General features: G+C 69.5%; 24 protein-coding genes. 13 read left to right on the forward strand and 11 right to left on the reverse strand.

Going from position 1 to position 24,904, the window contains the following annotated elements; genetic code table 11:
• Nucleotides 1-43 precede the first annotated feature (43 nt).
• Nucleotides 44-1,219 (reverse strand): MarP family serine protease, encoded by a 1,176-nt coding sequence (locus J2X55_RS10955; protein WP_309823393.1) that lies wholly within the window; start codon nucleotides 1,217-1,219, stop codon nucleotides 44-46.
• A 313-nt stretch (nucleotides 1,220-1,532) separates the two neighbouring features.
• Here J2X55_RS10955 and J2X55_RS10960 point away from each other — a divergent pair, with 313 nt between their 5' ends.
• From J2X55_RS10960 to J2X55_RS10985, 6 genes are read left to right on the forward strand one after another with little or no spacing between them, the layout of a single operon-like run.
• Nucleotides 1,533-2,258: an NUDIX hydrolase gene (locus tag J2X55_RS10960; RefSeq protein WP_396653260.1), complete on the forward strand. Its 726-nt coding sequence runs from the start codon at nucleotides 1,533-1,535 to the stop codon at nucleotides 2,256-2,258.
• An 11-nt stretch (nucleotides 2,259-2,269) separates the two neighbouring features.
• Nucleotides 2,270-3,601: a quinolinate synthase NadA gene (nadA, locus tag J2X55_RS10965; RefSeq protein ID WP_309823397.1), complete on the forward strand. Its 1,332-nt coding sequence runs from the start codon at nucleotides 2,270-2,272 to the stop codon at nucleotides 3,599-3,601.
• Nucleotides 3,598-5,091 (forward strand): L-aspartate oxidase, encoded by a 1,494-nt coding sequence (gene nadB / locus J2X55_RS10970; protein WP_309823399.1) that lies wholly within the window; start codon nucleotides 3,598-3,600, stop codon nucleotides 5,089-5,091. Before nadA ends, nadB begins: the two co-directional genes overlap by 4 nt.
• Nucleotides 5,085-5,942 (forward strand): carboxylating nicotinate-nucleotide diphosphorylase, encoded by an 858-nt coding sequence (nadC, locus tag J2X55_RS10975; protein WP_309823401.1) that lies wholly within the window; start codon nucleotides 5,085-5,087, stop codon nucleotides 5,940-5,942. Before nadB ends, nadC begins: the two co-directional genes overlap by 7 nt.
• Entirely contained in the window at nucleotides 5,939-7,069 is a 1,131-nt protein-coding gene (locus tag J2X55_RS10980; protein ID WP_115917674.1) for a cysteine desulfurase family protein, read from the forward strand. Before nadC ends, J2X55_RS10980 begins: the two co-directional genes overlap by 4 nt.
• Nucleotides 7,066-7,962, forward strand: coding sequence for a glycosyltransferase family 2 protein (locus J2X55_RS10985; RefSeq protein ID WP_309823403.1), 897 nt, complete (start codon nucleotides 7,066-7,068; stop codon nucleotides 7,960-7,962). Before J2X55_RS10980 ends, J2X55_RS10985 begins: the two co-directional genes overlap by 4 nt.
• A 119-nt stretch (nucleotides 7,963-8,081) precedes the next feature.
• On the opposite strand, the gene J2X55_RS10990 is transcribed toward J2X55_RS10985, so the two are convergent.
• On the reverse strand, nucleotides 8,082-10,022 hold the full coding sequence (locus J2X55_RS10990) for an ABC transporter ATP-binding protein (protein WP_309823405.1): 1,941 nt from the start codon (nucleotides 10,020-10,022) through the stop codon (nucleotides 8,082-8,084).
• Nucleotides 10,023-10,216: 194 nt separating this feature from the next.
• Here J2X55_RS10990 and J2X55_RS10995 point away from each other — a divergent pair, with 194 nt between their 5' ends.
• On the forward strand, nucleotides 10,217-11,701 hold the full coding sequence (locus J2X55_RS10995; protein ID WP_115917670.1) for an MDR family MFS transporter: 1,485 nt from the start codon (nucleotides 10,217-10,219) through the stop codon (nucleotides 11,699-11,701).
• Nucleotides 11,702-11,838: 137 nt separating this feature from the next.
• Here the strand turns inward: J2X55_RS10995 and J2X55_RS11000 are convergent, their stop codons facing one another.
• A complete protein-coding gene (locus J2X55_RS11000) occupies nucleotides 11,839-11,979 on the reverse strand; it encodes a hypothetical protein (RefSeq protein ID WP_181906437.1) in 141 nt (46 codons plus the stop codon).
• A gap of 139 nt (nucleotides 11,980-12,118) precedes the next feature.
• Here J2X55_RS11000 and J2X55_RS11005 point away from each other — a divergent pair, with 139 nt between their 5' ends.
• Nucleotides 12,119-12,667 (forward strand): type 1 glutamine amidotransferase domain-containing protein, encoded by a 549-nt coding sequence (locus J2X55_RS11005; RefSeq protein WP_115917668.1) that lies wholly within the window; start codon nucleotides 12,119-12,121, stop codon nucleotides 12,665-12,667.
• Nucleotides 12,668-12,823: 156 nt separating this feature from the next.
• Here J2X55_RS11005 and J2X55_RS11010 read toward each other — a convergent pair whose 3' ends face one another.
• Both J2X55_RS11010 and J2X55_RS11015 read right to left on the reverse strand, forming a co-directional pair.
• Nucleotides 12,824-13,651: a DNA-formamidopyrimidine glycosylase family protein gene (locus J2X55_RS11010; protein WP_309823408.1), complete on the reverse strand. Its 828-nt coding sequence runs from the start codon at nucleotides 13,649-13,651 to the stop codon at nucleotides 12,824-12,826.
• A gap of 12 nt (nucleotides 13,652-13,663) precedes the next feature.
• Nucleotides 13,664-15,070: a flotillin family protein gene (locus tag J2X55_RS11015; protein WP_115917664.1), complete on the reverse strand. Its 1,407-nt coding sequence runs from the start codon at nucleotides 15,068-15,070 to the stop codon at nucleotides 13,664-13,666.
• Nucleotides 15,071-15,242: 172 nt separating this feature from the next.
• On the opposite strand from J2X55_RS11015, the gene J2X55_RS11020 reads away from it, so the two are divergent.
• Complete coding sequence (locus tag J2X55_RS11020) at nucleotides 15,243-15,653, forward strand: glucose-6-phosphate dehydrogenase (protein WP_115917662.1); 411 nt, start codon at nucleotides 15,243-15,245, stop codon at nucleotides 15,651-15,653.
• Nucleotides 15,654-15,711: 58 nt separating this feature from the next.
• Here J2X55_RS11020 and J2X55_RS11025 read toward each other — a convergent pair whose 3' ends face one another.
• Nucleotides 15,712-16,680 carry an aldose 1-epimerase family protein gene (locus J2X55_RS11025; protein ID WP_115917660.1) on the reverse strand — a complete coding sequence of 323 codons (969 nt, stop codon included), beginning with the start codon at nucleotides 16,678-16,680 and terminating at the stop codon, nucleotides 15,712-15,714.
• A gap of 107 nt (nucleotides 16,681-16,787) precedes the next feature.
• Complete coding sequence (locus J2X55_RS11030; protein ID WP_103210933.1) at nucleotides 16,788-16,958, reverse strand: CsbD family protein; 171 nt, start codon at nucleotides 16,956-16,958, stop codon at nucleotides 16,788-16,790.
• Nucleotides 16,959-17,109: 151 nt separating this feature from the next.
• Here J2X55_RS11030 and J2X55_RS11035 point away from each other — a divergent pair, with 151 nt between their 5' ends.
• The 3 genes from J2X55_RS11035 (at nucleotide 17,110) to J2X55_RS11045 (ending at nucleotide 20,170) form a co-directional block, all read left to right on the forward strand.
• Nucleotides 17,110-18,417, forward strand: coding sequence for a D-alanyl-D-alanine carboxypeptidase (locus J2X55_RS11035; RefSeq protein ID WP_309823410.1), 1,308 nt, complete (start codon nucleotides 17,110-17,112; stop codon nucleotides 18,415-18,417).
• Between the two features lie 123 nt (nucleotides 18,418-18,540).
• A complete protein-coding gene (locus tag J2X55_RS11040) occupies nucleotides 18,541-19,206 on the forward strand; it encodes a hypothetical protein (protein ID WP_309823411.1) in 666 nt (221 codons plus the stop codon).
• Between the two features lie 25 nt (nucleotides 19,207-19,231).
• Nucleotides 19,232-20,170 (forward strand): ADP-ribosylglycohydrolase family protein, encoded by a 939-nt coding sequence (locus J2X55_RS11045; protein ID WP_309823412.1) that lies wholly within the window; start codon nucleotides 19,232-19,234, stop codon nucleotides 20,168-20,170.
• A 2-nt stretch (nucleotides 20,171-20,172) separates the two neighbouring features.
• Here J2X55_RS11045 and J2X55_RS11050 read toward each other — a convergent pair whose 3' ends face one another.
• From J2X55_RS11050 to J2X55_RS11060, 3 genes are all read right to left on the reverse strand, one after another.
• The gene (locus tag J2X55_RS11050) at nucleotides 20,173-20,994 is read right to left on the reverse strand and encodes a hypothetical protein (RefSeq protein WP_309823413.1); all 822 of its coding nucleotides are present in this window, start codon (nucleotides 20,992-20,994) and stop codon (nucleotides 20,173-20,175) included.
• A gap of 158 nt (nucleotides 20,995-21,152) precedes the next feature.
• On the reverse strand, nucleotides 21,153-21,485 hold the full coding sequence (locus tag J2X55_RS11055; protein WP_309823414.1) for a hypothetical protein: 333 nt from the start codon (nucleotides 21,483-21,485) through the stop codon (nucleotides 21,153-21,155).
• Nucleotides 21,486-21,519: 34 nt separating this feature from the next.
• Complete coding sequence (locus J2X55_RS11060) at nucleotides 21,520-21,972, reverse strand: DUF4279 domain-containing protein (protein WP_309823415.1); 453 nt, start codon at nucleotides 21,970-21,972, stop codon at nucleotides 21,520-21,522.
• 233 nt (nucleotides 21,973-22,205) lie between these two features.
• On the opposite strand from J2X55_RS11060, the gene J2X55_RS11065 reads away from it, so the two are divergent.
• The gene (locus J2X55_RS11065) at nucleotides 22,206-23,633 is read left to right on the forward strand and encodes a recombinase family protein (protein ID WP_309823417.1); all 1,428 of its coding nucleotides are present in this window, start codon (nucleotides 22,206-22,208) and stop codon (nucleotides 23,631-23,633) included.
• A 177-nt stretch (nucleotides 23,634-23,810) separates the two neighbouring features.
• Here the strand turns inward: J2X55_RS11065 and J2X55_RS11070 are convergent, their stop codons facing one another.
• Nucleotides 23,811-24,899 carry a hypothetical protein gene (locus J2X55_RS11070; RefSeq protein WP_309823418.1) on the reverse strand — a complete coding sequence of 363 codons (1,089 nt, stop codon included), beginning with the start codon at nucleotides 24,897-24,899 and terminating at the stop codon, nucleotides 23,811-23,813.
• Nucleotides 24,900-24,904: the final 5 nt, after the last annotated feature.

Below are 24,904 nucleotides of genomic sequence, written 5' to 3' on the forward strand. Positions count from 1 at the left end.
GGCGGCGCATTGGCCTCCCCACCGCCCGAGGCGCGGAGGCGGCTCAGCCGCGCGTGCAGCTCCCGGACGCCACGGGCGCCGACAACGACCCCATCTGGGCCATCACCGGTTCGAGCTCAGTCGGGGTCATGGCGTAGCCGACATTGTCGTCGGTGTCGGAGCGGGCGAACACGATGCCCGCGACCTGCCCCGAGGTGGTCAGCAGCGGACCGCCCGAGTTGCCCGGGCGCACGATGCCGGCCAGAGCGTAGATGTCGCGCGGAGCCCGCGAATCGTCGTAGATGTCGGGAACCGGAACCGTGCCCTCCGAGAGGATCTGCGCGCTTCCCGAGGTGAACGGCCCTCCACCCGGGTAGCCCTGGACGACGGCTGGCGCGCCCACGGCGAGGGTCTGCGCGATCGACAGGGCCGCGGCATCCAATTGATCGACCGAGATGACGGCGATGTCGTCGATCGGGTCGAAGTAGACGACGCGGCCTTCGCGGGCCGGACGACCGGGGAGCTCCACGAGCGGAGTATCGACCCCCGCGACGACGTGCGCGTTGGTGACGACGCGGTTCTCGGCCACGACGAAGCCCGAGCCGCTCGAAGTGATGCCGCACGCGTACGCGGTGCCCGAGATCCGGGCGACCGACTGCGCGGCCTGGGTGAGAGCGGGGTCGTCGAGGGCGATGCTCGGAGTGGTGGGGACCGGGCCGATCTGGATGAGCTCGCCCAGACGAGGGATGCCGTCGGCAAAGATCGTTCCTCGCAGTTCGGCGAGCGCACCGCGCACGGGAGCGGGCGTGAGGTCGTCGATCGTGCGCACTACGGTCGACGAGCCGAGCGCCGCGGAGACGACGGGCACGCCCACCGGGGTAAGAGAGCCGGCTACGAACGAGATCGTCAGGGCGGCGGCCGCGACGTTCACGACTCCGCCGAGAAGGCGCTCGATACCGCGCAGCTTGATGCGGTCGGCGCCACGACGGAAGAAGTTACCCACGGCACTGCCGAGACCCGAACCGATCACGAGGAGCGCGATCCCGGCGCCGATCATGGCGGGTCCGCGCCACGCGAGGTCGGTGACCCACTGACCGACGAACGGCAGCGCCCAGTACGCGGCGACGGCACCGAGCGCGAGGCCCGCGAAGAAGCCGACGGTGGCGAGAAAGCCCCGTGAGAGCCCCACGGCGAGTGCGACCGCCAGAAGGGCGATCAGGGCGATGTCGACGATCGGCATCCGACCTCCTGTGTTCGCATCGAGGCTAAGACGCCCGTCTGAGAGAACCCTTTCGACGCGCGGGGCCGGCCGGGCGGGGCGTCCGTGGCCCCGGGGCGCCAGAAGTGGCCCCGGGGCCACCCCGCGAGGTGAGGCCGGTTGCGCGACTCAGCCCGAACTCCGGCTCCACGCCCGAACCCCGGGGCGTCGTGGCCCCGGGGCGCCAGAAATGGCCCCGGGGCCACCACGCGCCGGCGCCCCGCCTCGCAACCGCCCCGGAATTCGCCCTTCGAGTCGGAATGACACTAAGATCGGTCCCGGAGATATGGTCACCATGACACGAACCCCTCGCCCCGAGTCCCGCGACGCCGACGTGCGCGTCGCGGTATCGACCGTGATCTTCAGCGTCCGGCGGAACGAGCACGACGAGCCGGTGCTGTCGCTCCCCCTGGTGCGTCGCACGCGCGACCCGTTCGATGGACGGTGGGCCCTGCCCGGCGGCTGGCTCGACGCGACCGAGGAGCTCGACGTCGCGGCATCCCGCACCCTCGCCGAGACGACCGGCCTCACCCCGAGCTATCTCGAGCAGCTGTACGCATTCGGGGCCGTCGACCGCTCCCCCACACGGGTGGTGTCGATCGTGTACTGGGCGTTGCTGCGCTCTGACGAGGTCGACGCTCAGGTCGCCGCCCACGCGCGTCAGGGCGACGCCCCCGAGAACGTCGAGTGGTTCGACGCGAACGATCTGCCGCCGCTGGCGTTCGACCACAACGACATCGTCGAGTACACGCTCTGGCGTCTGCGCAACAAGGTCGGCTACAGCCGCATCGCGCACGGACTGCTCCCCGACGAGTTCACCCTCGCCGACCTGCGCGAGGTGAACGAGACGATCCTGGGCAAGCGCCTGGATCCGGCGAACTTCCGCCGCCAGGTCGACACCTCCGACACGCTTATCCCGACCGAGCGCTTCCGCACCGGAAGCCACCGCCCCGCCCGCCTGTACCGCTACAACCGCGATGTGGAGCTCGCCGATCGCGGCCCGCTCCCCTCCCGTCACTGATCGGAACGCCCATGTCCGCCACACCCCTCACCCTGCAGCCCCGTCCCGCGATCGACCCCAGCGTCGACCACGCGATCCAGGCGATCGTCGCCGGCGCCTCCACCGACGCGACCTGCACCACCGACCTCGCGGTCGGCCCCTGGGACTTCGACACGCGCCCCGGCTACGGCCCCGGCTCGTCGATGGGCGACGTCATCCCCACCGGCGCCCCGCGCCAGGGCGAGCTGCCGCAGCAGTACCGCGACGCCTCCGACGACGAACTCGACGCCCGCATCCGTGCGGCGAAAGAGACTCTCGGCGGCCGGGTCGTCGTGCTCGGGCACTTCTACCAGCGCGAAGAGGTCGTCCGCCACGCCGACTACGTGGGCGACTCCTTCCAGCTCGCGAACGCCGCGAAGGACCGCCCCGAGGCCGAGGCCATCGTCTTCTGCGGCGTGCACTTCATGGCCGAGACCGCCGATCTGCTCTCGCGCCCCGAGCAGGCCGTGATCCTGCCGAACCTCGCCGCGGGCTGCTCCATGGCCGACATGGCCGACATCGACCAGGTCGAGGAGTGCTGGGAGCAGCTCGAGGACGTGCTGGGTGATCTCGAGACCCCGGATGCCGAGGGCCTGCTGCCCGTGATCCCGGTGACGTACATGAATTCCAGCGCCGCCATAAAGGGCTTCGTGGGACGCCACGGCGGGATCGTCTGCACCTCGTCCAACGCCCGCACGGTACTCGAGTGGGCGTTCGCGCGGGGACGCCGGGTGCTCTTCTTCCCCGACCAGCACCTGGGCCGGAACACCGCGAAGGCGATGGGCGTGCCCCTCGACCAGATGCCGATGTGGAACCCGCGCAAGGCACTCGGCGGATCGACGGCGGAACAGCTCGAAGACAGCCGCGTCATCCTGTGGCACGGCTTCTGCTCGGTGCACCGTCGCTTCACGGTCGACCAGATCGACAGGGCCCGCGCCGAGTACCCCGGCGCCCGCGTGGTAGTGCACCCCGAGTGCCCGATGGACGTGGTCGACGCCGCCGACGAGGCCGGCTCGACCGACATCATCCGCAAGGCGATCGCAGCCGCCACCGAGCCGACGACCTTCGCGATCGGCACCGAGATCAACCTCGTGCAGCGCCTCGCCGCTCAGTATCCGCAGCACGAGATCTTCTGCCTCGACCCGGTCGTCTGCCCCTGCTCGACCATGTACCGCATCCACCCGGGCTACCTCGCGTGGGTGCTCGAGTCGCTCGTGGACGGCACCGTCGTCAACCGCATCACCGTGCCGGCCGATGTCGCCGAGCCCGCCACCGTCGCGCTCGAGCGCATGCTCGCCGCGAAGCCGAACGGCGCGGTGAAGTGACCGCCGTCGTCGTGGTGGGCAGCGGCATCGCCGGTCTCACGGCGGCGTTGCACGCGTCCGAGAACGGATGCCGGGTCACGGTCGTGACGAAGGGCGCTCTGCCCGACACGAACACGCGCTGGGCGCAGGGCGGGGTCGCCGCCGTGACCAGCGCGGATGACACGGTGGCTTCGCACGCGGCCGACACGATGACCGCCGGCGCGGGGCTGAACGATCCCGCCGCCGTCGACGTGCTGGTCAATGAAGGCCCGGAGCGCATTGCCGAACTCGTGGCACGCGGGGTCGTGTTCGACCGCGCGGTCGACGGCGACTTCTCGCGCGGTCTCGAGGCCGCTCATGCGGTCCCCCGGGTCCTGCACGCCGGTGGCGACGCGACCGGCGCGGCGATCCAGGCGGCTCTCGGGGCGTCGGTGCGCGCCGCGGGGATCGAGGTCCGAGAGCACGCCCTCCTGCGCGACCTGATCGTCACGGACGACCGCGTCCGGGGCATCGTCCTCGACGGCGGCGAGCGCCTCGACGCCGACGCGGTGATCCTGGCCACCGGGGGCGCGGGACAGCTCTACGCCCACACCACCAACCCCCTCGGAGCGACCGGCGACGGCATCGCCGCGGCCCTGCGCGCGGGGGCGGCGGTTGCCGATCTTGAGTTCGTGCAGTTCCACCCCACGGCCCTGGCTGATGGCATCCCGTTCCTCGTCTCGGAGGCGGTCCGCGGAGAGGGTGCCGTGCTGATCGACGACACCGGTCGACGGTTCGCCTTCGACTCCCACCCCGACGGCGAGCTCGCTCCGCGCGATGTCGTTGCGAGAGCGAACGCCCGCGCGATGACCGCACAGGGCGGTCGGCCCGTGCGGCTGGATGCCACGGCCCTGGGCCCCGAGCGGCTCGCGCAGCGTTTTCCCACGATCGACGCCGCCGTGCGGGAGCGCGGGCTCGATTGGGGCCGCGATCCGATCCCCGTGACCCCCGCGGCGCACTACCTCATGGGCGGCATCGTCACCGACTTCGACGGACGCACCACGGTGCCGGGGCTGTACGCGGTGGGCGAGACCGCCCGCACCGGCGTGCACGGGGCGAACCGTCTGGCGTCCAACTCGCTTCTCGAAGGGGCGGTGTTCGGAGCGCGCGCGGGGGATGCCGTGGCCCACGGCGGCGTCTGGCCGGCGTTCCCGGCGCACGACGTTCCGCGTCTCGACGTCATCCCCGCGACGGACGCTGGCCCGTTCTCGCGTCGCGCCCTGCAGGAGCTCATGTGGGCCGAGGCGGGTCTCGAACGGGAAGCCGCGGGTCTGGAACGCGCCGCCGCCGTGCTCGCCGCGTGGGACGACGACTCCGCACCGCGCACCGTCGAAGACGCGAACCTCCTCCTCCTCGCCGCGCACGTCGTGGCCGCCGCCCGTGCGCGCACGACCTCGGTGGGCGCGCACTTCCGCTCCGACGCCGAGTCCTCGGCATCCCGTCGCGAACCCCAGGAGGTCCTCGCATGCTGACCCGCACCACGATCGACCGGATCGTCTCGGCCGCGCTCGACGAGGACGCTCCCTGGGGCGATCTGACCAGCGAGACGCTCATCCCCGAGCACGCCACCGCGCGCGCCGAGCTCGTCGCCCGCGTCGAGGGGGTGTTCAGCGGGTCGGCGGTCTTCGTCGCCGCGTTCACTCTCACCGACCCCTCGATCACCGTCGAGCTGCAGATCGATGACGGGGCGCGGTTCGCCCCCGGCGACACGCTCGCCGTCGTCACGGGACCCGCGCGCGGTGTGCTCACCGCCGAGCGCATCGGCCTCAACTTCGTGCAGCGCATGTCGGGGATCGCGACCCTCACGAGCCGCTACGTCGCCGAGGTCGCCCACACCGGTGCCCGCATCGTCGACACGCGCAAGACCACACCCGGGCTGCGGGCGATCGAACGCCAGGCCGTCCGCGACGGCGGCGGCCACAACCACCGCTTCTCGCTGTCGGACGCCGTCATGGCCAAGGACAACCACCTCGCGGTGCTGACCGCGAGTGGCCTGTCGGTGACCCAGGCGCTCGAGAGCGCGATCGCCCGACTGCCGCACACCACGCACGTCGAGGTAGAGGTCGACCGGCTCGACCAGATCGACGCGGTGCTCGCCGCGGGGGTGGGCACGATCATGCTCGACAACTTCTCCCTCGACGACCTGCGCACGGGTGTCGCCCGTATCGCCGGGGCCGCGCAGGTCGAGGCTTCCGGGGGCGTGACGCTCGAGACCGTGCGCGCCATCGCCGAGACCGGCGTCGACGTCATCTCGGTCGGTGCGCTCACGCACTCGGCATCCGCGCTCGATCTGGGCCTGGACATCCAGATCGAGACGACGTGAGTCTCTACCTCGACAACGCCGCCACGACCCCCGTGCGCCCGGAGGTGCTCGAGGCCATGGCCCCGTACCTCACCCGGGTCTACGGCAATCCGTCGAGTCATCACGAGGTCGGCGAGGCCGCGGCGTCCGCCCTTCGGGAAGCGCGCGCGCGGGTCGCCGCCGTCCTCGGCTTCCGCGCGGGAGATGTGATGTTCACCTCGGGCGGCACCGAGTCGAACAACGCGGCGATCAAGGGAATCGTGCTGGGGTCGGGTCGCCGCCATCTCGTCACGACGGCGATCGAACACGAGTCGGTGCTGGCGTCCGCGGACTACCTCACGCGCCTGCACGGGGTCGATGTGACCCACGCTCCGGTCGATGGGACCGGCATGCTGACGCCCGAGGTCCTTGCCGGGACCCTGCGCGAAGACACCGCGCTCGTCAGCGTCGGGTATGCCAACAACGAGCTCGGAACGGTCCAGGATGCCGCCGCTCTCGCGGCCGTCGCCCACGAGCGCGGAGTGCCGCTCCATCTCGACGCCGTCCAGGCCGCGGGGTGGCTTCCCCTGGCGGGAATCGGAGCGGATGCCATGACGATCGCCGGCCACAAGATCGGCGCCCCGAAGGGCACCGGGATCCTGGCCGTGCGCGGACGCCTGCCGTTCGAGCCGCTGCTGCACGGGGGCGGCCAAGAGCGCGGCCGACGTTCGGGCACCCCCGACGTCGCCGGCGCGGTGGCGATCGCCGCAGCGCTCACCCTCGCCGAGGAGGAGCGGGTGGCCGATGCGGCGCGGGTCGGGGCTCTGCGCGAGGCCTTCACCGCCCGCGTGCTCGCGACGGTGCCCGGCGCGCGGCTCACCGGCCACCCCGAGCGACGGCTTCCGGGAACGGCCAGCTTCGTCTTCCCCGGCACGAACGGCGAGACCGTCCTGCTCGAGCTCGAGCGTCGCGGAGTCGTCTCGTCCAGCGGCTCGGCGTGCGCGGCGGGCAGCGACGAGGCCTCGCACGTGCTCCTCGCCGTCGGTCTCGCGCACGACGACGCCCGCACGGCCGTGCGCTTCACGCTCCCGCACGGCCTCACCGGTTCTCTCGACGCCGTCGCAGATGCCGTGGCCGAGGCCGTCAGCGCCGTAGGCTCGCGCGGGTGAGCTCCACCCCCGTCACCGTCATCGTCCCCGGATTCGACGTCGCCGCTTTCGCGGAGGAAGCCCTCGGCTCCCTCCGCGCACAGACGCATGCGCACTGGACCGCTGTCCTCGTCGACGACGCCTCGACCGACGACACCGCCCGGATCTTCGCCGACGCCGCGTCTGCCGACCCCCGCTTCCGACTCGAGCGGCATGCCGAGCAGCGCGGCCTGGGCGCCGCCCGCAACACCGGCCTGTCACGCGTCGACACCCCGTACATCGCCTTCCTCGACGCCGACGACCGCTTCCGCCCCGACGCCCTCACGCGCCTGGCCGACACCCTCGACCGCACCGGCAGCGACTTCGCCGTCGGCGCGTACGTGCGTCTGCGACCGGATGCCGACACCCCCGGGTACACCGCGGGCGAGGTGCAGCCGTGGGTCACGGCATCCACCTCCCCCGCCCGGGAGCGCACGACGATCACGGAGCACCCCGCGGCGTCGGGGAACATCGTGGCGTGGTCGAAGATGAGCCGCACGGAGTTCTGGCACGCGCACGACCTGCGCTTCCCCGAGGGGCGGTACTACGAAGACCAGGTGCTGACGCAGCGCATGTACACGTCAGCCGCCGCGTTCGACGTCATCCCCGACGTCATCGTCGACTGGCGTCAGCGCCGTGACGGCGGATCGATCACCCAGCGGCTCGGCGAGCTCGCCGTGCTGCGCGACTACCTCGACGCCCTCGGCGAGGGGATCACGGTGCTCCGAGAGGCCCGAGCCGACGCGGCTGTCCAGGAGCGCGGGGCCCTGATCCGCACGCTCGACTTGCCGCCGCTGCTCCGCATCGCCGAGACCCACCCCGACCCGGCGTACCGGATCGCACTCGAGGCATTTCTCGAGACGCTCCCCGGCTGACGCGCCCCTCGGGCATCACGCGCCTCCGGTTCGCGAAACGGCAACGCGCTGACATCTCGGCTGCAGGCTGACGCCGGACTGTCAGCGGTATGCAGTCTCACGCACCCGGATGTTCCCGCTCAGGCGGGCGCCTCGTCGGCGCGGCGGGCGGGGAGCGCTGCGCGGGCGAGACCGGCGGAGTCGTGCTCCTCTTCGGCCAGGACGAACGACGCGGCCAGCTGCTCGGCGGCGAGGCTGGCGTACAGGCCGCCCGCGGCCAGCAGTTCGGAGTGGGTGCCCGATTCGACGATGCGGCCGGCATCCACCACGTGGATCTGGTCGGCGCCGATGACGGTCGACAGGCGATGCGCGATCGACAGGGTGGTGCGTCCGTGCGACGCGGTCTCGAGAGCCTCTTGGACGATGCGCTCCGACACGGTGTCGAGTGCGCTCGTGGCCTCATCGAGCAGCAGAACCGGGGGGTCTTTCAGCAGGACGCGGGCGATGGCGATGCGCTGTTTCTCTCCCCCCGAGAGCCGGTAGCCGCGTTCGCCGACGATGGTGTCGTACCCCGCCTCGAACGAGGCGATCACGTGGTGGATGTTGGCCGCGCGACAGGCCGCCTCGATCTCGTCGTCGGTGGCATCGGGCCGGGCGTAGCGCAGATTCTCACGGACGCTCGCGTGGAAGAGATACGTCTCTTGCGAGACGATGCCGATCTCGTCGATGATCGACGCCCGCTCGAGGGAGCGCACGTCGGCACCCGAGAACAGGACGGTTCCTCCCGTCGCCTCGTACATCCGGGGCGTGAGGTAGAGGATCGTCGTCTTCCCCGCGCCCGAGGGGCCGACGAAGGCGACGTGCTGACCCGGATCGACGGTGAACGAGACGCCGTCGAGGGTCGGCCGCGCCTGCTCGGGCGCATCGGGGTAGCGGAACTCGACGTCGCGGAACTCGATGAGGCCCACCGGACCGGGCGCCGCCGCGACGGGTAGCGCGGCGGGCACGTCCACGATCGCCGGGCGCAGGTCGAGGTACTCGAAGATGCGCGCGAACAGCGCCGATGACGTCTGTACGTCGAGGGCGACGCGCATGAGCCCCATCAGCGGCATGAGCAACCGCGCCTGCACGGTGGTGAAGGCGACGATCGTGCCGGCCGTGATCGCTCCCGCGCCGCCGCCGATGAGGTACCCGGCGACGAGGTAGATGACCGCCGGGACGCTCGACATGATTACCTGGACCACCGCGAAGAAGCCCTGACCGCTCATGGCACGCCGCACCTGCAGGCGCACCTGGTTGTCGTTCTCGGCGTCGAAGCGCGCGGACTCCGTGCGCTGACGGTTGAAGGACTTCGACAGCAGGATGCCCGAGACGCTGAGCGTCTCTTGCGTGATCGCCGACAGCTCCGACAGCGACTCCTGCGTCTCACCGGCGATGCGCGCACGCACCTGACCCACGCGCCGCTGGACGAACAGCAGGAACGGCATGAGCGCGACGGCGATGAGGGTCAGACGCCAGTCGATGAGGATCATCGCCACAAGAGAGGCGATGACCGTGACGGCGTTGCCGAGGATGCTCGTCACCGTATTGGTCAAGACCCCCGAGACGCCCCCCACGTCGTTCTGCAGGCGCGACTGGATGACGCCCGTCTTCGTGCGCGTGAAGAAGCCGAGCTCCATGTTCTGAAGGTGGTCGAACAGACGCGTCCGCAGGTCGCCCGTGACCCGGTTCCCCACGGTCGCGGTGAGCCAGGTCTGGCCGACGTTGAGCGCCGCAGAGACGAGGAAGAGGCCGATCATGACGCTCACGAGGAACGCGAGGAGCCGCAGGTCGGGCGGCGACCCGTCGACGGGGAAGAGCGCGTCGTCGAAGATGCGCTGCACCAGCAGGGGCGGGATCACGGCCACCGCCGCACCCACCACCACGAGGAGCGCCGTGAAGGCGATGCGACCGCGGTAGGGCCGGAACAGGTCGATGACGCGGCGCCCGAGGTTCTGCACGCGCGGAGCCTGGGCGTTGCGACGACGCTGCACGTCCGCGTCCACGCCGCGGAACATGCTCCCGCCCATCCCCATGCTCATGCTCGTCAGCCTACGTCCGACCGCCGACACCGAGCGCCGGGCCGGCGATGTCGGATGCCCTCGATAGGGTCGCTAACGAACGACCTTTGATCGGTTGTCTCGATATCGGAATATCCGAGTCCGCGCACCCGTTGTGTTCGTCGCAGTCGCCCACCGTGGCGCCACGAAGCCCCCCGCACGTAAAGGACCTCGTCATGGCCGCCACCGGCACCATCCCCGTCTCCCCGAAGAGCACCGCTTCCTCGTCGCCGCAACGCTCCGGCCCCGTCATCGCTCTGCTCGTCGTCGCGGCATTCGTCGTCATCCTCAACGAGACCACCATGTCCGTCGCCCTGCCGGCGATCATGGCGGACTTCGGAGTGAGCGCCGCGACCGGCCAATGGCTCACCTCGGCGTTCCTGTTGACGATGGCCGTCGTCATCCCCCTGACCGGCTTCCTCCTCGAACGCTTCCCCATCCGCGTCGTCTTCTTCAGCGCGATGGGCGTCTTCGCGCTCGGCACCCTCGTCGCCGCGCTCGCGCCCGCGTTCGGGGTCCTGCTCGCGGGCCGCATCGTCCAGGCGATGGGTACGGGCGTGATGATGCCGTTGCTGTTCACGACGGTCCTCAACCTCGTTCCGGCGAACAAGCGCGGCCGCGTGATGGGCGTCGTCACCATCGTCATCGCCGTCGCACCCGCCGTGGGGCCGACGGTATCCGGGCTCATCTTGTCGGCGCTCACCTGGCACGCGATCTTCTGGCTCATCCTCCCCATCGCCCTGGTGTCCATCGCTCTCGGAGCACGCTGGGTCCGCAACGTCACCCAGACACGCCCTGACGCGCGCTTCGACGTGCTCTCGGTCGTCCTGTCGGCGGTCGGCTTCGGCGGCCTCGTCTACGGTCTCAGCGCCATCGGAGAGTCGGCATCCGGGCACGCGTCCGTGCCCGTGTGGATCCCGCTCGTCGTCGGCGTGGTCTTCGTCGCCGTGTTCGTCGTCCGTCAGCTCCGTCTGCAGCGCTCCGACTCCGCTCTGCTCGACCTGCGCGTCTTCCAGAGCCCGTCGTTCCGACTCGCCGTGCCCCTGGTGGCGATCGTGATGGCCGCGCTGTTCGGCTCGCTCATCCTCCTGCCGATCTTCCTGCAGCAGGCGCTCGGCCTCAGCAGCCTCACGGTCGGTCTCATGCTGCTCCCGGGCGGCGTGCTCATGGGCGTCATGGCGCCGATCGTCGGCCGCCTCTTCGACCGCTTCGGACCGACGCCGCTCGTCATCCCGGGCATGGTGATCGCGGCCGCTGTGCTCTGGACGATGGCGCTGACCTTCGGCCAGGGCACCCCCATCTGGTGGATCGTCACGGTGTACCTCGCCCTAAACCTGGGGCTGGGCCTCGTCTTCACGCCGCTCATGACGTCCGCGCTCGGCTCACTCCCCCGCCGTCTCTACTCTCACGGCAGCGCCGTGGTGGGTACGGCGCAGCAGGTCGCCGGAGCCGCGGGCACGGCCGGTTTCGTGGCCATCATGACGGTCTTCTCGAGCACCGCCCTCGCCGGTGGCGCCGACCAGGCCGGTGCCGTCGCGTCCGGCGTGCACGCATCGTTCCTCGTCGGCGCGGTGATCGCCACCGCAGCCGTCGTTCTCGCGTGCTTCGTCCGCAAGCCCGCGGAGGGCGAGGAGACGGACGCCCCCGTCAGCGTCCACTGATTCTCGTCAAGGCGGGCGCGGCCCTACGGTCGCGCTCGCCCGGACCGTACGCAGCTGGACTCCGCGGGGAGTCTTACCTCATTGCGGGTCCGGTGACGCTGAACGGCGTCGGGACATGCTCGCCTGCCGACGCGGACTCAGAGAGAGCAGGAACCGCCGCCGCAGCACTGCGACGCGGACGGCTTCTCGTCGTTCTCGGTCTCGACAGCGGGGGCGTTCAGCAGTGCGATCAGCGGCTTGGACGAGGCGGCCGTGTCGGACGTGGTGTCAGCGGACATGCGCTCCATGCTACGCCTGCGCGTGAGGGCCCGGGCCGGGCGTCCCCGCTAACGCTGCATCGCGGCATCCGCAACCCCCGCCCCTCCCCGCGAGCCGCTTCCTAGCGTGGAGATCCCGACCGAGAAAGAAGGGCTTTCCATGACTGATCTCAACGGCAAGCGCATCGCGTTCCTGCTCACCGACGGTTTCGAGGACAGCGAACTCACCAGCCCGTGGGATGCCGTGACCTCCGCCGGCGCCGAGGCCGTCCTCGTCTCGCCGAGCGAGGGCAGCATCACCGGCGAGAAGGGCCACAAGCAGAAGGTCGACCTCTCTGTCTCGAGCGCCTCCGCGGGCGACTTCGACGCCCTCGTCCTCCCCGGCGGCGTGCAGAACGCCGACGACATCCGCATCGTGAAGGACGCGGTGTCATTCACCCGTGACTTCTTCGACCAGCACAAGCCGGTCGCGGTCATCTGCCACGGCGGGTGGATCCTCACCGAGGCCGATGTGCTGAAGGGCCGCACCCTCACGAGCTACCCGACTCTGCAGACCGACCTGCGCAACGCGGGGGCGACGTGGGTCGACGAAGAGGTGCACGTCGACCAGGGTCTCGTCTCGAGCCGCAACCCCGACGACCTTCCCGCGTTCAACGCGAAGCTCGTCGAAGAGGTCGCGGAGGGGAAGCACTCCGGCCAGACCGCCTGAGCCCGCTTCCGACGAAGGCCCCGGACCACGGTTCGGGGCCTTCGTCGTCCGCTCCGGCGTGCGTGTCCCCGCACGCGGGGCCGCAGCGGACGGCACGGCGACGACTTGGGTGGCAGTACCCGACTCTCATGCGCTACGAGCGCACCGTTACCCGGATCAGTCGCTCGCCGGCAGTGTCTGACACGAGGGACACCACTGGCCCCCGCCCTTCGTTCCGGGGATGTCCTCGATCACGCCGCCGCAGTCCGGGCACGGTTCGCCCGTGCGTCCGTGTACGCGCATCGACGCGACCTTCGCCGCCTTCTGCTCCGCGATCGGCACCCCGCGTCGGGCGAGGACCGCGGCCGCCAGGGTGTCGTGCAGCGCGTGGTGGAGCCGCGTGATGTCGTCCTCACTCAGCGCCGAGGCGTGCGCCGTCGGTGCCAGCCGAGCCGCGAACAGGATCTCGTCCGAGTACGCGTTCCCGACCCCGGCGAGCGTCTCCTGCTCCTGCAGCAGTGCCTTGAGCTGCTTGCGCCGACGCCCCAATGCGGCGGCGAGCATGTCTCTCGAGTAGCGCGGATCCGCGGCATCCGGTCCGAGCTTCGCGACCGAGGGCACCTCGTCGGCTGCATCGACGACGTGCAGCTGGACCGAGAGCCACTCGCCCGCATCGGTGATGCCCAGGATGCCGTTGTCGAAGGCGATGCGCGCGATCACGGCCGCGCCCGGCGCCGCGTCCTCCTCTGGCTCGCCAGCGGCGCTCCACGTCGCCCAGCCAGCCCGACCGAAGCCGATCCCCAGATGTACGCCGTCGAAATCGAGGTCGATGTGTTTCCCGTGACGCGTGACCGCTGTCACCGTACGACCGACGATCTCGTCGAGCGGACGCGCGCGGGTCTTCCACGCGCGCCCCTCGACGAGTTCGACACCCGTGACCGCCCGGCCGCTCAGGCGCTCGCTCAGGAAGTGCGCGAGCGCGTCGACCTCGGGAGCCTCAGGCACGGGTCATCGCGATCAGGACTCCGACGACGCCGGAGGCGTGGTCGGCGCCGGGTACGAGCGGGTCGAGGCGGGCTCGCCCGCCTGCTGCGCCTGCGCGAAAGAGTCCGCCACGACACGGCCCTGGATGATCTGGGTGAGGTCGATACCGGTCGCCGCGCGCACGGCCTCGAACGATGAGCGCAGGCCCGTCGCCGACTCGGCCGCCAGGTGACCGCTCGCGCCCTCTCCGCCGAGCACGGTGATGTTGCCGACGCGGTCGTAGCCCTTCGCGAACTCGGCCATCATCGGCACGAGCGCCTCGAGCGCGCGCTGCGCGAGCAGGGCCTCCTGGTTGTGCGAAAGAGCCTCGGCCTCGGCGCGGATCGCTTCGGCACGGGCCTCACCGGCGAGGCGGACGGCCTGGGCGTCGGCTTCGGCGCGCACGCGGACAGCAGCTGCTTCCTGCTCGGCGATCTCGGCACGGGCCTGGGCCGCCTTGATCTGCGCGTACGCCTCGGCATCGGCGTCCTTCTGGCGCTGGTACAGGTCGGCGTCGGCGACGCGCGAAACCTCGGACTCCAGGCGGGCCTGCGTGTTCTGCGCCTCCTGCTGCAGGACGGCCTGGCGACGCTCGGCGCGGGTCAGAGCCTCGGCCTGCTCTGCCTCGGCGTTGGCCCGACCGACCTCGGCCTTGGCCGCGGCGCTATTCTTGTCGAGCTTGGTCTGCTCGATCAGGTTCGCCTCATCGGTGGCGATCTGGCGGGCGCGGATCTCGCGGACGGCGTTGATGCGGGCGACCTCGGCCTCACGCTTGACGCGCTCGACCTCGGTCGCACCGAGGGCCGAGATGTAGCCGTTGCTGTCGGTGACGCCTTGAATCTGGAAGGAGTCCAGAATCAGTCCCTGCGACGACAGGTCGCCCTTGATGCCCTCGGCGATCTGGTCCGAGAGTCGCTGACGATCGCGCATCAGTTCTTCGACGGTCAGTGTCGCGACGACGCCGCGCAAGGCACCTTCGAGCTGCTCGGTCGTGAACTGCTCGATCGCTTTGTCCTGGGAGGCGAAACGCTCGGCCGCTCGACGCACCTGTTCGGGGTCGGAACCGATCTTCACCAGGGCCACGCCGCTGACGTTGACAGTGACGCCGTTCGACGACTGAGCCGTGGGCTCCATCTTGATCTGACGTGCGCGCAGCGAGATCATCTCGCCGCGCTGCGTCAGCGGATTCACGATGGCGCCGCCACCGGTGATGACGGTGATGCGCGAGGACTCCCCGTCGGCACCCCTCTGCCGCTTTCCGACGATGACCAGCGCTTCGTCGGCCTTGGCAACGCGGTACCACCCGCGTATCAAGCCCGCGATGATCAAGAGGACGACGACGACAACGACGAGTGCGATGACCACGACGATGCCGATCGCCCCCAGAGCAGCAAATTCCATGGTTCTCCTTCGACAGGCGCCGCGAACCGCGGCGCGGGGGAATTCCCTCCAACCTATCCGGGCGCCTTCGGGCGCTGTCCACCCCTTCTGCGCATGATTCTCGTCCCCGGCGGGGTGGGGAGGAGCGTACCGTTGAGAGTGGGCGGCCCGAACCGCCCCAGAAGGGTCCCCCATGAAGATCGTTTCGTCGCAGGACTGGCGAGATGCCATCCGCTTCGATGCTCCCGTGCTCGTCGCGGAGGTCGTCCCCGGTGAAGCCACCCGCTGCGTCGCCTGCGGCACCGACGGTCCGCTGTACGAGCGCACCGAGCTGTGGGCGGTCAAGCACCGCCACCCGAAGCACCACGGCGGCTTCGTCCGCTTCTACTGCGAGGCGCACAAGCCGGCCGCTCCCCCGCCGCCGCCCGCCCCGACGATCGAGGCCCGCCGCGCCCGCGCCGCGTCGGCTCCGAAAGAACGCCGCGCTCCCAGCCTCAAGCCCACCCCGATCACCGATCGCCCCACGCGGGCGATGTGCCCCGACTGCTTCGTCGAGGTCTCGGCCGGTGGCGACTGCGGGATGTGCGGCGCCCAGGTCCTCTGACCGCTGAGACGACGAACCGCCCCGGAAGACTCCGGGGCGGTTCGTCGTCTCGGGGATCTCAGCGGGCCGAGATGGTCCACCCCGCCTCGTGCGAGGCGCCGGGGTCGAGAGATACGACGCCCGTGTCGAAGTCGTAGGCGTCGTCGTTGAAGGCGTCGGGCGCGCACGTCATCGGCTCGACGGCCAGGCCGGCGCGATGACCGGGGGTTCCGGGGCCGTCGGGCAGATCGGCGGTGTGGATCTGCACCCAGGCGCATTCCCCGGCCCAGCTCATCGCCACCCCCGTGCCCGACGGGTCGGTGACCGTCACGGTCGCGCGGCCGTCGGCATCCCGTATCAGTTCCGTGTACGCGTGGTCGATCTCGACGGGGCCGAGCACGCGCTCCTGCCGGAAGTCGAAACGCTCCGCGTCCGAGGTGACGGATGCCAGGGCCACGGGCGAGAGGCGGTCCGGCGTGACCTCGAGCACGGTGTCGGCCGGAAGCCCGAGCGTCCACTCGTCGAGCGCCGCGGGACCGGCGACGAGATACGGGTGCGGGCCGGTGCCCCACGGCGCCGGTGTGTCCGACAGGTTCGTGGCACGAACGGTCTGCGTGAGGCCGTCGGTATCCAGACGGTAGGTGGTCGAGACCACCAGCCACCAGGGGTACCCGGCCTGCGCGGTGATGGTCGCCGTGAGGGTGACCGCGTCATCCGATGCCTCGAGCACGTTCCAGTCCACCCACGACAGCAGTCCGTGCAGCGCGTGGCCGCGGTTCGGCTCGGTCAACGGCAGCTGATGCTCGAGACCGTCGAAGTGGTGGATGCCGTCGACCACCCGGTTCGGCCAGGGCGCGAGGGTCGTGCCGCGGTAAGCGGGGCGCAGCTCGTCGGCGTCGAAGGGGACGACGAGGTCGCGGCCCTCGTGAGTGAGAGAACGGAGGGAGGCACCGACGCTCGCGATCGCGGCTTCGTAGCCGTGGGCGCGCAGGACGACGGGGGTGCCCGAGATCACGGTGGGAGTCTCGGTGGGAACGGCAGCGGTCATATCGCCATTATCGCGGCCGGGGCGGCTGCACACCGTCCGCCGGTTTTCATCCGGACAGACGAAATGCCCCCGACCGCGCGGGTCGGGGGCATTTCGGGGAGGGCGACTTACTTGAAGGCGTCCTTGACGTCTTCGCCGGCCTTCTTGACGTGAGCCTTGGTCTGGTCGGCCTGGCCCTCGGCTTCGAGGCGCTCGTTGTCGGTCGCCTTGCCGGTGGCTTCCTTCGCCTTGCCAGCAATGTTCTCCGCAGCGTTCTTGATCTTGTCGTCGAGTCCCATAGTCGGCTCCTCCCGTGTGGTCTTCGGGTATCTCCCGATGTGCCTACACGCTAAGCGGCGGGTCCGGAGCGGGCAGGGGGCTTGAAATCCACGTCGCCGTGAGGCACGGATGCGAATAGGTTCGTGATGTGGGGAACTGTGGGGACATCTCGTGAGCACGCTTGCCGATTTCGACGATCTTCTCGAGGAGGCGCCCGACGGGCCCGTGCGCAACGGTCGAGCGGGTCGCGTCGTCCTGATCGTCTTCCTCGTCGTCACGCTCCTCGTGCTCGGCGGGGGCGGCGGATACGTCTGGTGGGCGTCCGCCGCGGCTCTTCCCGCACCGACCGTCGTCTCGCAGACGCCGACCGCGAGCGCCGGGGCGCCGGCATACCTCGCCATTCCCTCCGGTGGCGAGACGCTGCTGCGAGTAGACGGGGGCGCCGACTACCTGGGTGCCGACGCCGCGCAGTCCTTCGCCGCAGCGGGCGGCAACGACGCGCGCTCACTCGCGAGCATCTCGAAGCTCATCACCGCACTCGTCGTGCTCGACGCCCACCCACTGAACGGCCCCACGGACCCTGGGCCGACCATCTCGTACACCGAGGCCGACACCGACCTGTACGACCAGTTCTACGTTCAGGGTGCGGTCATCGCACCGATGCCCGATGGCTTGAAGCTGTCGCTGCACGACTCGCTCACGACGATGCTCCTCCCCTCGGCCGCAAACTACGCCGTCGCCATCGCCCGGTGGGGCTTCGGCTCCGAGGGGGCCTACGTGTCGGCGGCACGCTCGTGGCTCGGCAAGAACGGTCTGAACGACACCCGGATCGTGGATGCCACGGGCATCGACTCCCGAAATGCCAGCACCCCCAGCGACCTTCTCGCGCTCGCGAAGATCGCGGAAGCGAACCCCGTCATCGCACAGATCGCCGGGACCCGGTCAGCGCAGATCACGGGCGCGGGAACCGTCACGAACACCAACGACCTGCTGGGGACGCTCGGGGTCACCGGCCTCAAGACCGGCAATCTCGGCGACGGCACCTTCAACCTGCTCTTCACCTCGACGCTCGACGTGGGCATCGGTGCTCCCTTGAAGATCACGGGTGTCCGACTCGGCGGCGAGACCCATGACAGCACCGACGCCGATGTGCGGGGGCTGCTTCAGAGCATCAGCGACGGGTTTCACGACATCCCGCTAGGCACCGTCGGCGACACCCTCGGAACGATCTCCACACCGTGGGGATCGAGCGCGTCGCTCGTGCTCGCTCAGACCACGAAAGTGCGCACCTGGTCGGACACCCCGGTGGCGGTGACCCTCGACACGACGACGCCCCAGAACTACGCCGACGGCGAGGTGGTCGGATCGGTGACGTGGACCGCGGGGCCGAAGACGACCTCGTCCGCCGTCAAGATCTCGGGCGCGATCGAGGAACCCACCCTCTGGTGGCGCCTCACGCACCCGAGCGAGCTGGGCTGATCGTCCGAGGGCGCACCCGTTCGTCGAGAACGCATGACGTGGATGCCGAAAGGCGGCGGTCTCGTCGAACGAGTGCGTCCTCGGCCCGTTGATGGCGAACCACCCCGCAGGTAGCGTTCGAGGATGCGGTGGACGATTCCCTTCCTGGCGGCGACGGTGGCGTCCGTTCTCGTCCTCAGCGCCTGCGCTTCGCAGCCGGCCCCGGAACCGACGACGACCGAGGCGGCCCCACCGACGTTCACGCCGACGGTGAAGCCCACTCCCGCCGAGTCCTCCACGGGGCAGGAGGTCCCCGCGAGCGACGCCGTGCTGATCCTCGACCTCGACGGCGCCTCGATCGCGGCGGGTTCGACGCTCGAGTATTCGATCACCGCGGTCGATGCGTGGTCGGTCGCTCTGGGTGTCGCGCCGAGCCGGTCGGCGGTGCAGGGCCCGTATGGCGAGACCGGGACCTTCACCGCGCTCGGCTGGTCCGGGTTCACCCTGACCGTGCCGGACGACGGGTCGACACGCGGCGCCTCCGTCCGCGTCTCCACACCCACGGTCGCCGGACACCCGGTGGTCACCAGCGGAGGCGTCGGTGTCGGCTCCACCCGTGCCGAGGCCGTCGCGGTGGGCGCCACGGAGGGCTTCGACTCCTCCGAACTGCGGATGGACACGCGCGACGCGCCCGGAACGCAATCGTCCCAACGCCCCGGCGAGGTCGGCCGCGAGTACGTGAAGCTCGTCCTCGAAGGAGACTCCGTGGTGCAGATCATCCTGCCGGCGAACGACTTCGGCGACATCTGAAACGGCGCCCTCCTAGGCTGACCCCATGACCGCCCTCTCCCCCGCCCAGGTCGATCGCGCTGTCGGCGCCGTGCTCGTCTCCGCCGCGGGCGACGCCCTCGGCTCGGCGTACGAGTTCGGTCCCGCGCTCGCCGACGACGTCGTCCCCGCCTTCGGCCGAGGCCACTTCGGCCACGGCGAGCGCGAGTGGACCGACGACACGAGCATGGCCGTCCCGGTCCTCGACGAGCTCGCCGCCGGGCACCGACTCGAGGACCCCTCGTCGCTCGAGACCATCGTCCGTCGCTGGCAGGAGTGGGCCCGCGATGCCCTCGACGTGGGAGCCCAGACGCGCCAGGTCCTGTCCCGCATCCCCGCCGGCGGACGAATGGATGCCATCACCGCGGCCTCCCGCGCCGTGCACGACGCGTCGGGTCGCAGCGGCGGCAACGGCTCCCTTATGCGCACCGGGCCCCTTGCTCTCGGCTACCTCGATCGTCCCCGCGAGGAGATGGCCGCGGCGGCCGGTGCCGTCGCCCGCCTGACCCACTGGGAAGACGACAATCTCGACGCGTGCGCCCTGTGGTGCGGGGCCATCCGCCACGGCATCCTGAACGGTGAACTCGACGTGCGCGCGCAGCTCGATCTCGTTCCCGCGGAGCGGCGCGAGCGCTGGGCCGACCTCATCGATGCGACCGAGGGGACCCACCCGCGGGACTTCCGGGAGGCGAACGGCTGGATCGTCCGGGCGTTCCAGGGCGCGCTGGCGGCGGTCGCCGGGGCGGGCTCACCGCTCGATGCGATCGAGCGAGCCGTCCGTGGAGGAAACGACACCGACACGGTCGCCGCGATCGCCGGTTCTCTGGCGGGAGCGGTCTGGGGTGCCGCGGCGCTGCCGCCCTCTCACGCGGAGGGACTGCACGGCTGGCCGGGCATCGACGGCGCCGAGCTCTCGCGCCGGGCGCGGGCGGCCGTGGGGGCCTGACGTCAGAGCGATGTCGCCACGCTGAATACGGTGATCAGAATCCCCGCTGGAACGAGCACGGCGGCCGCAGCGATCCCGATGCCTATCCACACCCAGCGCGGCAGGCTGCGCTTCAACCGGCGCCCCTGCGGACCCACGGATGCCGACAGCCCAGGCGTCGCGCGATCGTCGCTGTATCCGTCGGTCTGCGTCCACGCCTTCCGGCCCACCGTGGCCCGGATGCGGGCAAAGCGCTCCCATACAGCGGGGTTGTGCAGGTCGAAGCCGCCCGGGCGGTAGACGATGAGCATGTCGTCGCGCACCTCGACATCGAGATCGCCCGTCTCATCGATCAGCAGGGCCATGAGATCGGGCGTGAAGACGTAAAGAGCGTCGCGCTCGTAGCCCTTCGGCGCGAAGAGATGGAAGTGCGTGTCGAAGTCCCCTTCGAGCGAGAGTCGCTGTTTCCGCTGCGGTTGATGCTGAAGAGACGACAGGATGCCGTTGTTGCTCCGCGCATCGAGCAGAAAGTGCGGCAGCTGCCGCGGCAGCCGGATCGCGAGATATCCCAGGTTGATGCTCCTGACGGGCACGTTCACCGACACGCTCGTCCGGATCGTGAAAATGCCGTTCTGTCGAACGTTCTCGGCCTTCCTCGCCCCGCCGACTATGCGCCCGACCTCCCAGTCCGGTCCGGCGACGCGGTCCTGGACATTTCCCGCCGTGGCGTACTCCCACATATCGCCCGAGAGCGCGGGCGGCTCGGCGGTCGGCTGGTAGGTCCAGCCGTTCACCGCAGCGTAGGAGGCAATGTCTTCGATGCGGGCGTGCTCAGGGGTGGTCACGTGCCTGACCCTAGCGGTCACTCTTCCGACCAGGACGCCTTCGCGGCGCGTTGCGATGGTCAGCCAGCACCCCGCCCCTCCATCACGGCCACGAAGGGCTGCGCGAGGGCTGCTCGCCGGGTCCGCACCCTCACGGACCGCCCTAGGCGGGCCGAAAGTCAATCACCGTCGCCCCCGAGCGGCCACGGCTCGTACTGCACGTCGGCGAACTCAGCGACTTCCGCTTGCGGACGCTTCGCGATCTCCACACCGGCTTCTCGCCACGCTTCGCGAGCAGAGTCGCTCTTCCACCCGTCGAACGGGTCGAACTGGGACTCCCACAGCGTGTTCCACTCGCCGATCGCGCCCGTCAGCGCATCGGAGAGCCCGTACATGGCGGGGGTCGTCGTGTACCCGACATCCCAGGTGGACGTCGAGTTCTCCCACAGCGGCCAGTCGCGCGAGTAATCGGGGAAGAGACGGATGACACGACGAGCAGATGGGGTACTCATCACGGCGACGAGAACATACCCGCGGTGCGCGGACTCATTCTGCGTCCCTCTCCACGTCCTCGCTGAGGAAGGCCGTGCCATAGACGTGACACCCGAGGACACTCAGTGCGTCGAGCAGGTCGGGCTCGAGAACGAATCCCCCCTGTGTGCTGTCGGAGTCTCCCGACCACCAGATGACGGTTTCTCCGCCTGCGCGAAGCTCGGCGAGTCGGTCCTTGACGGGCAGCAGGCGTTCCACCAGCTTCCTCAGTGCTGAGAACCCTGTCTCGTCCTCCCCGTTCGCTTCCGGCGATTCCTCGTGAAGACTCCAGAACGTACGTTGATACGTCAGGTACTGCGGCTTCATGTTTCGGCCGGCGCGCCCGGACGGAGTGAGATCGCCGACATCTCCGGCGCTTTCCGGTTCGATCCCCAGCATGTGGCTGATCTGCGCCACCGTGTACGTGTCGCTGTGCACGCTCAGGGATGCTCGGTTGTTCCGGATCATGGGCGCAACGTTATCGCGCGGGCCGACTGAGCATTCCGCCCCGCCGCCGTCGTCCGCCGGGAAGTCACGATCCCGCGGCTGTCACAGCGGCGGGGTGTGTGCACGGCTCGGAACGGACCGATCGCCGCGTGCGGGGCGGCCCGAACTGGCTCTCCGCCTCGCCTTCGCGAGCGACTCAGTTGTTGAAGCGGAACTCCACCGAGATACGCTCTCAAAACACCTATGCTTGAACCATGACGAAGAGGGCTGTGCTGTACCTCCGCATCTCGAAGGATGCCACGGGCGACGGCGCTGCGGTCGACCGCCAGCGCGACCTAGCGACGGCCCTCGCGAAGGAGCGCGGCTACACCCTCACAAGGCACGACGAGTACGTCGACAACTCGGTGAGCGCGTCCAAGATCAACGTGGTGCGTCCGGACTACCAACGCCTGAAAGCCGACTATGAGGCCGGGAAGATCGACGCCATCTTCTGCTATGACCTGGACCGCCTCACGCGTCAGCCCAGGGAGCTCGAGGACTGGATCGACGCTGCGGAACGCCGCGGGCTCGCCATCATCACCTTGAACGGCGAGGCCGACCTGACGACAGATGGCGGGCGAATGTACGCCCGCATCAAGGTCACGGTGGCCAAGGCGGAGATGGACCGGAAGAGTCGCCGTCAGAAGGACGCGAACCTTCAGCGGGCTGCACGTGGCGGGGTCCCGAAGGGAACCCGGCTCACTGGCTACGACACGGATGGCAGGGTCATCCAGAGTGAGGCTCACGTGGTCGAGCGCATCTTCCGGGAGTTCACCCGTGGCAAGAAACTCGTGAACATCGCGAAGGGGCTAGAGGCTGACGGGGTTCTGAGCCGTGGCGGAGGCGCGTGGACTGTATCCAGCGTGCGCACGGTCCTGACGAACCCTCGCTACGCCGGTCGGCGGATGCACCTCGGCAAGGTCGTCGCCGGTCCCGACAAGGCCAAGTGGACACCCATCGTCACCGAGACCGTCTACGACCGGGCCCAAGGCATCCTGTCCGACCCGAACCGCAAGACGAACCGCGTGGGCACCGCGAGGAAGTACCTGGGCGCGGGTCTCTTCCAGTGCATCCTGTGCCGCGTTCCCGTTCGCACGAACGGACAGCGTTACGCCTGCCCGGAGTGTGGGCGCGTGCGAACCATGGGCCCCATCAACGACGTGGTCGTCTCGGCCATCGTGGACCGGCTACGCAAGCCCGACATGCTCGCCCGGATGGCCACTCCCCTAGACGAGGCCGAAGATGCCCGCCTCGCTAGCGTCATCGCAGACGCACGCGCGCTCCTCTCCAACATCGAGAACGACTACGACGAGGGCAACATCGACGGCAAACGATATGCCGCTGCGCATGAGCGCACCTCCGCGAAGCTCCAGGCCGCGCTAGAGGCCCGTGCCGCGCTCGCCGGGGGCGATGCCCTCGGACGGCTGGCGACAGCCCCTGACCCCGGCCAGGCGTTCCTCGACGCCGATCTGGATCTGCGCCGATCCATTGTCGACGCCTGCATGTTCGTGCTGATCAAGCCAGGAAGGCAGGGAGCACGAGGTTTTGACCCCACCGACGTGGTGTGCGCCTGGCGTCGCACCCAGGTAGGCGAGACGATCTCCCCCGTTGTACCTGCGACCGTCGTCGAATCCCTGGTGTGAGCGAAGAGAGAGTGACCATAATCGACGAGTCCAAGATCCGGAAGCCATCGGCCCGCTGAATCCGAGGGCGCTGGAGGTGAAGCGGAGGCAGCTGCTGAGGACGCAAGGGCAATACATGGCTGCACCACGAGCTGCACGTATCTCAGCGGAGAGGTCCCGTGGCCCCTGAGGTGCTGCTCAGCCCCTCAGATCGCCGGTTGTCTCCTCCGGCTCGCCCGCGGTGCGTCCGTCGAGGAGCGCTGCCAACTGCTCCGCGTTGTCGAATAGGGGAACCGATCCAGCGACCATCGGCTGGGCGGCCTTGGCCTTGGGCTTGGGCATCGCGGCTTTCGCGGCCCTCGTCGCTATTGAGATGTGGACGTTCTCTCGTCCAAGACCTGCGCGACCTCGAAGGATTCGCCACGAACCATCTGCTGCCCGGGTGACCAAGCCCGCGGTCTTCAAAAGGTCCAGCGCTCTCTGGACATCTGCGGTGCGTCCCTGCCCATACTGCATCCGGAGGACCGCTGTAATGTCCTCCACGGTGGTGGTAAATACCTCCCTCGGTTCTGCGTGCATCACTGGGAAGACGCTGACGATGAGACGCGTCGCGAGATACAGAGCGGGCACCGGATCGTTGCAGAACGCGTATTGCACTTTGTTCTGCGCAAAGTGCCCGGGCTTGACGACAAGTTGCGGCACGTCGAGCGACGCCAGCTTCAGGTCTCCGTGCGGGCGGAGAGTGCCGTTGATCGATTTATCGGGCCAGAGCTGGAAGACGTACTCGTCGGTCTGCTGGGCAAACTGCATGAGTGCGGGTCGTCCATCGGGCGAGTACCAGTGATCGGTGTTGTCGAGTCGCTCGGAGAAGACGCGCTGAACCGCGTCTCCCGCCGTTTTCATTGGAGTGAGAAAGAGGACGTCCACACCCTTCACGGGGACCATGCCCCCGGTACCGTCTGGTAGCTCTGTGATCTCCGAGTAGTTCAGGAGCTGACGGCAAAGCTTTTCGACGGAGTTCTCGTGTCGCGCGATGTTCGCGATCTCGGCGACGAGACCGGTGCCATCCTTGAAGAGCACGGTGAAGTCAGGAGTGATCTTCGTCTCGGTGTCGCCCACCCGAATCTTGACGGTGGGGTAGCGCTCGAAGTGAGCGACAAGGTCGGGGAGTTCTTTCGTGTCGGTGTAGAGCCAGTGGAACGCAGAGACGACGTCCACGCTGCGGTCGTACAACTCGTACTCACGCAGCGTCGCGGAGTCGGGCTGCGGCTTGGGCGCGTCTGCCATCTGCT

The organism is Microbacterium sp. 1154, from assembly GCF_031455375.1.
Lineage (GTDB): Bacteria > Actinomycetota > Actinomycetes > Actinomycetales > Microbacteriaceae > Microbacterium.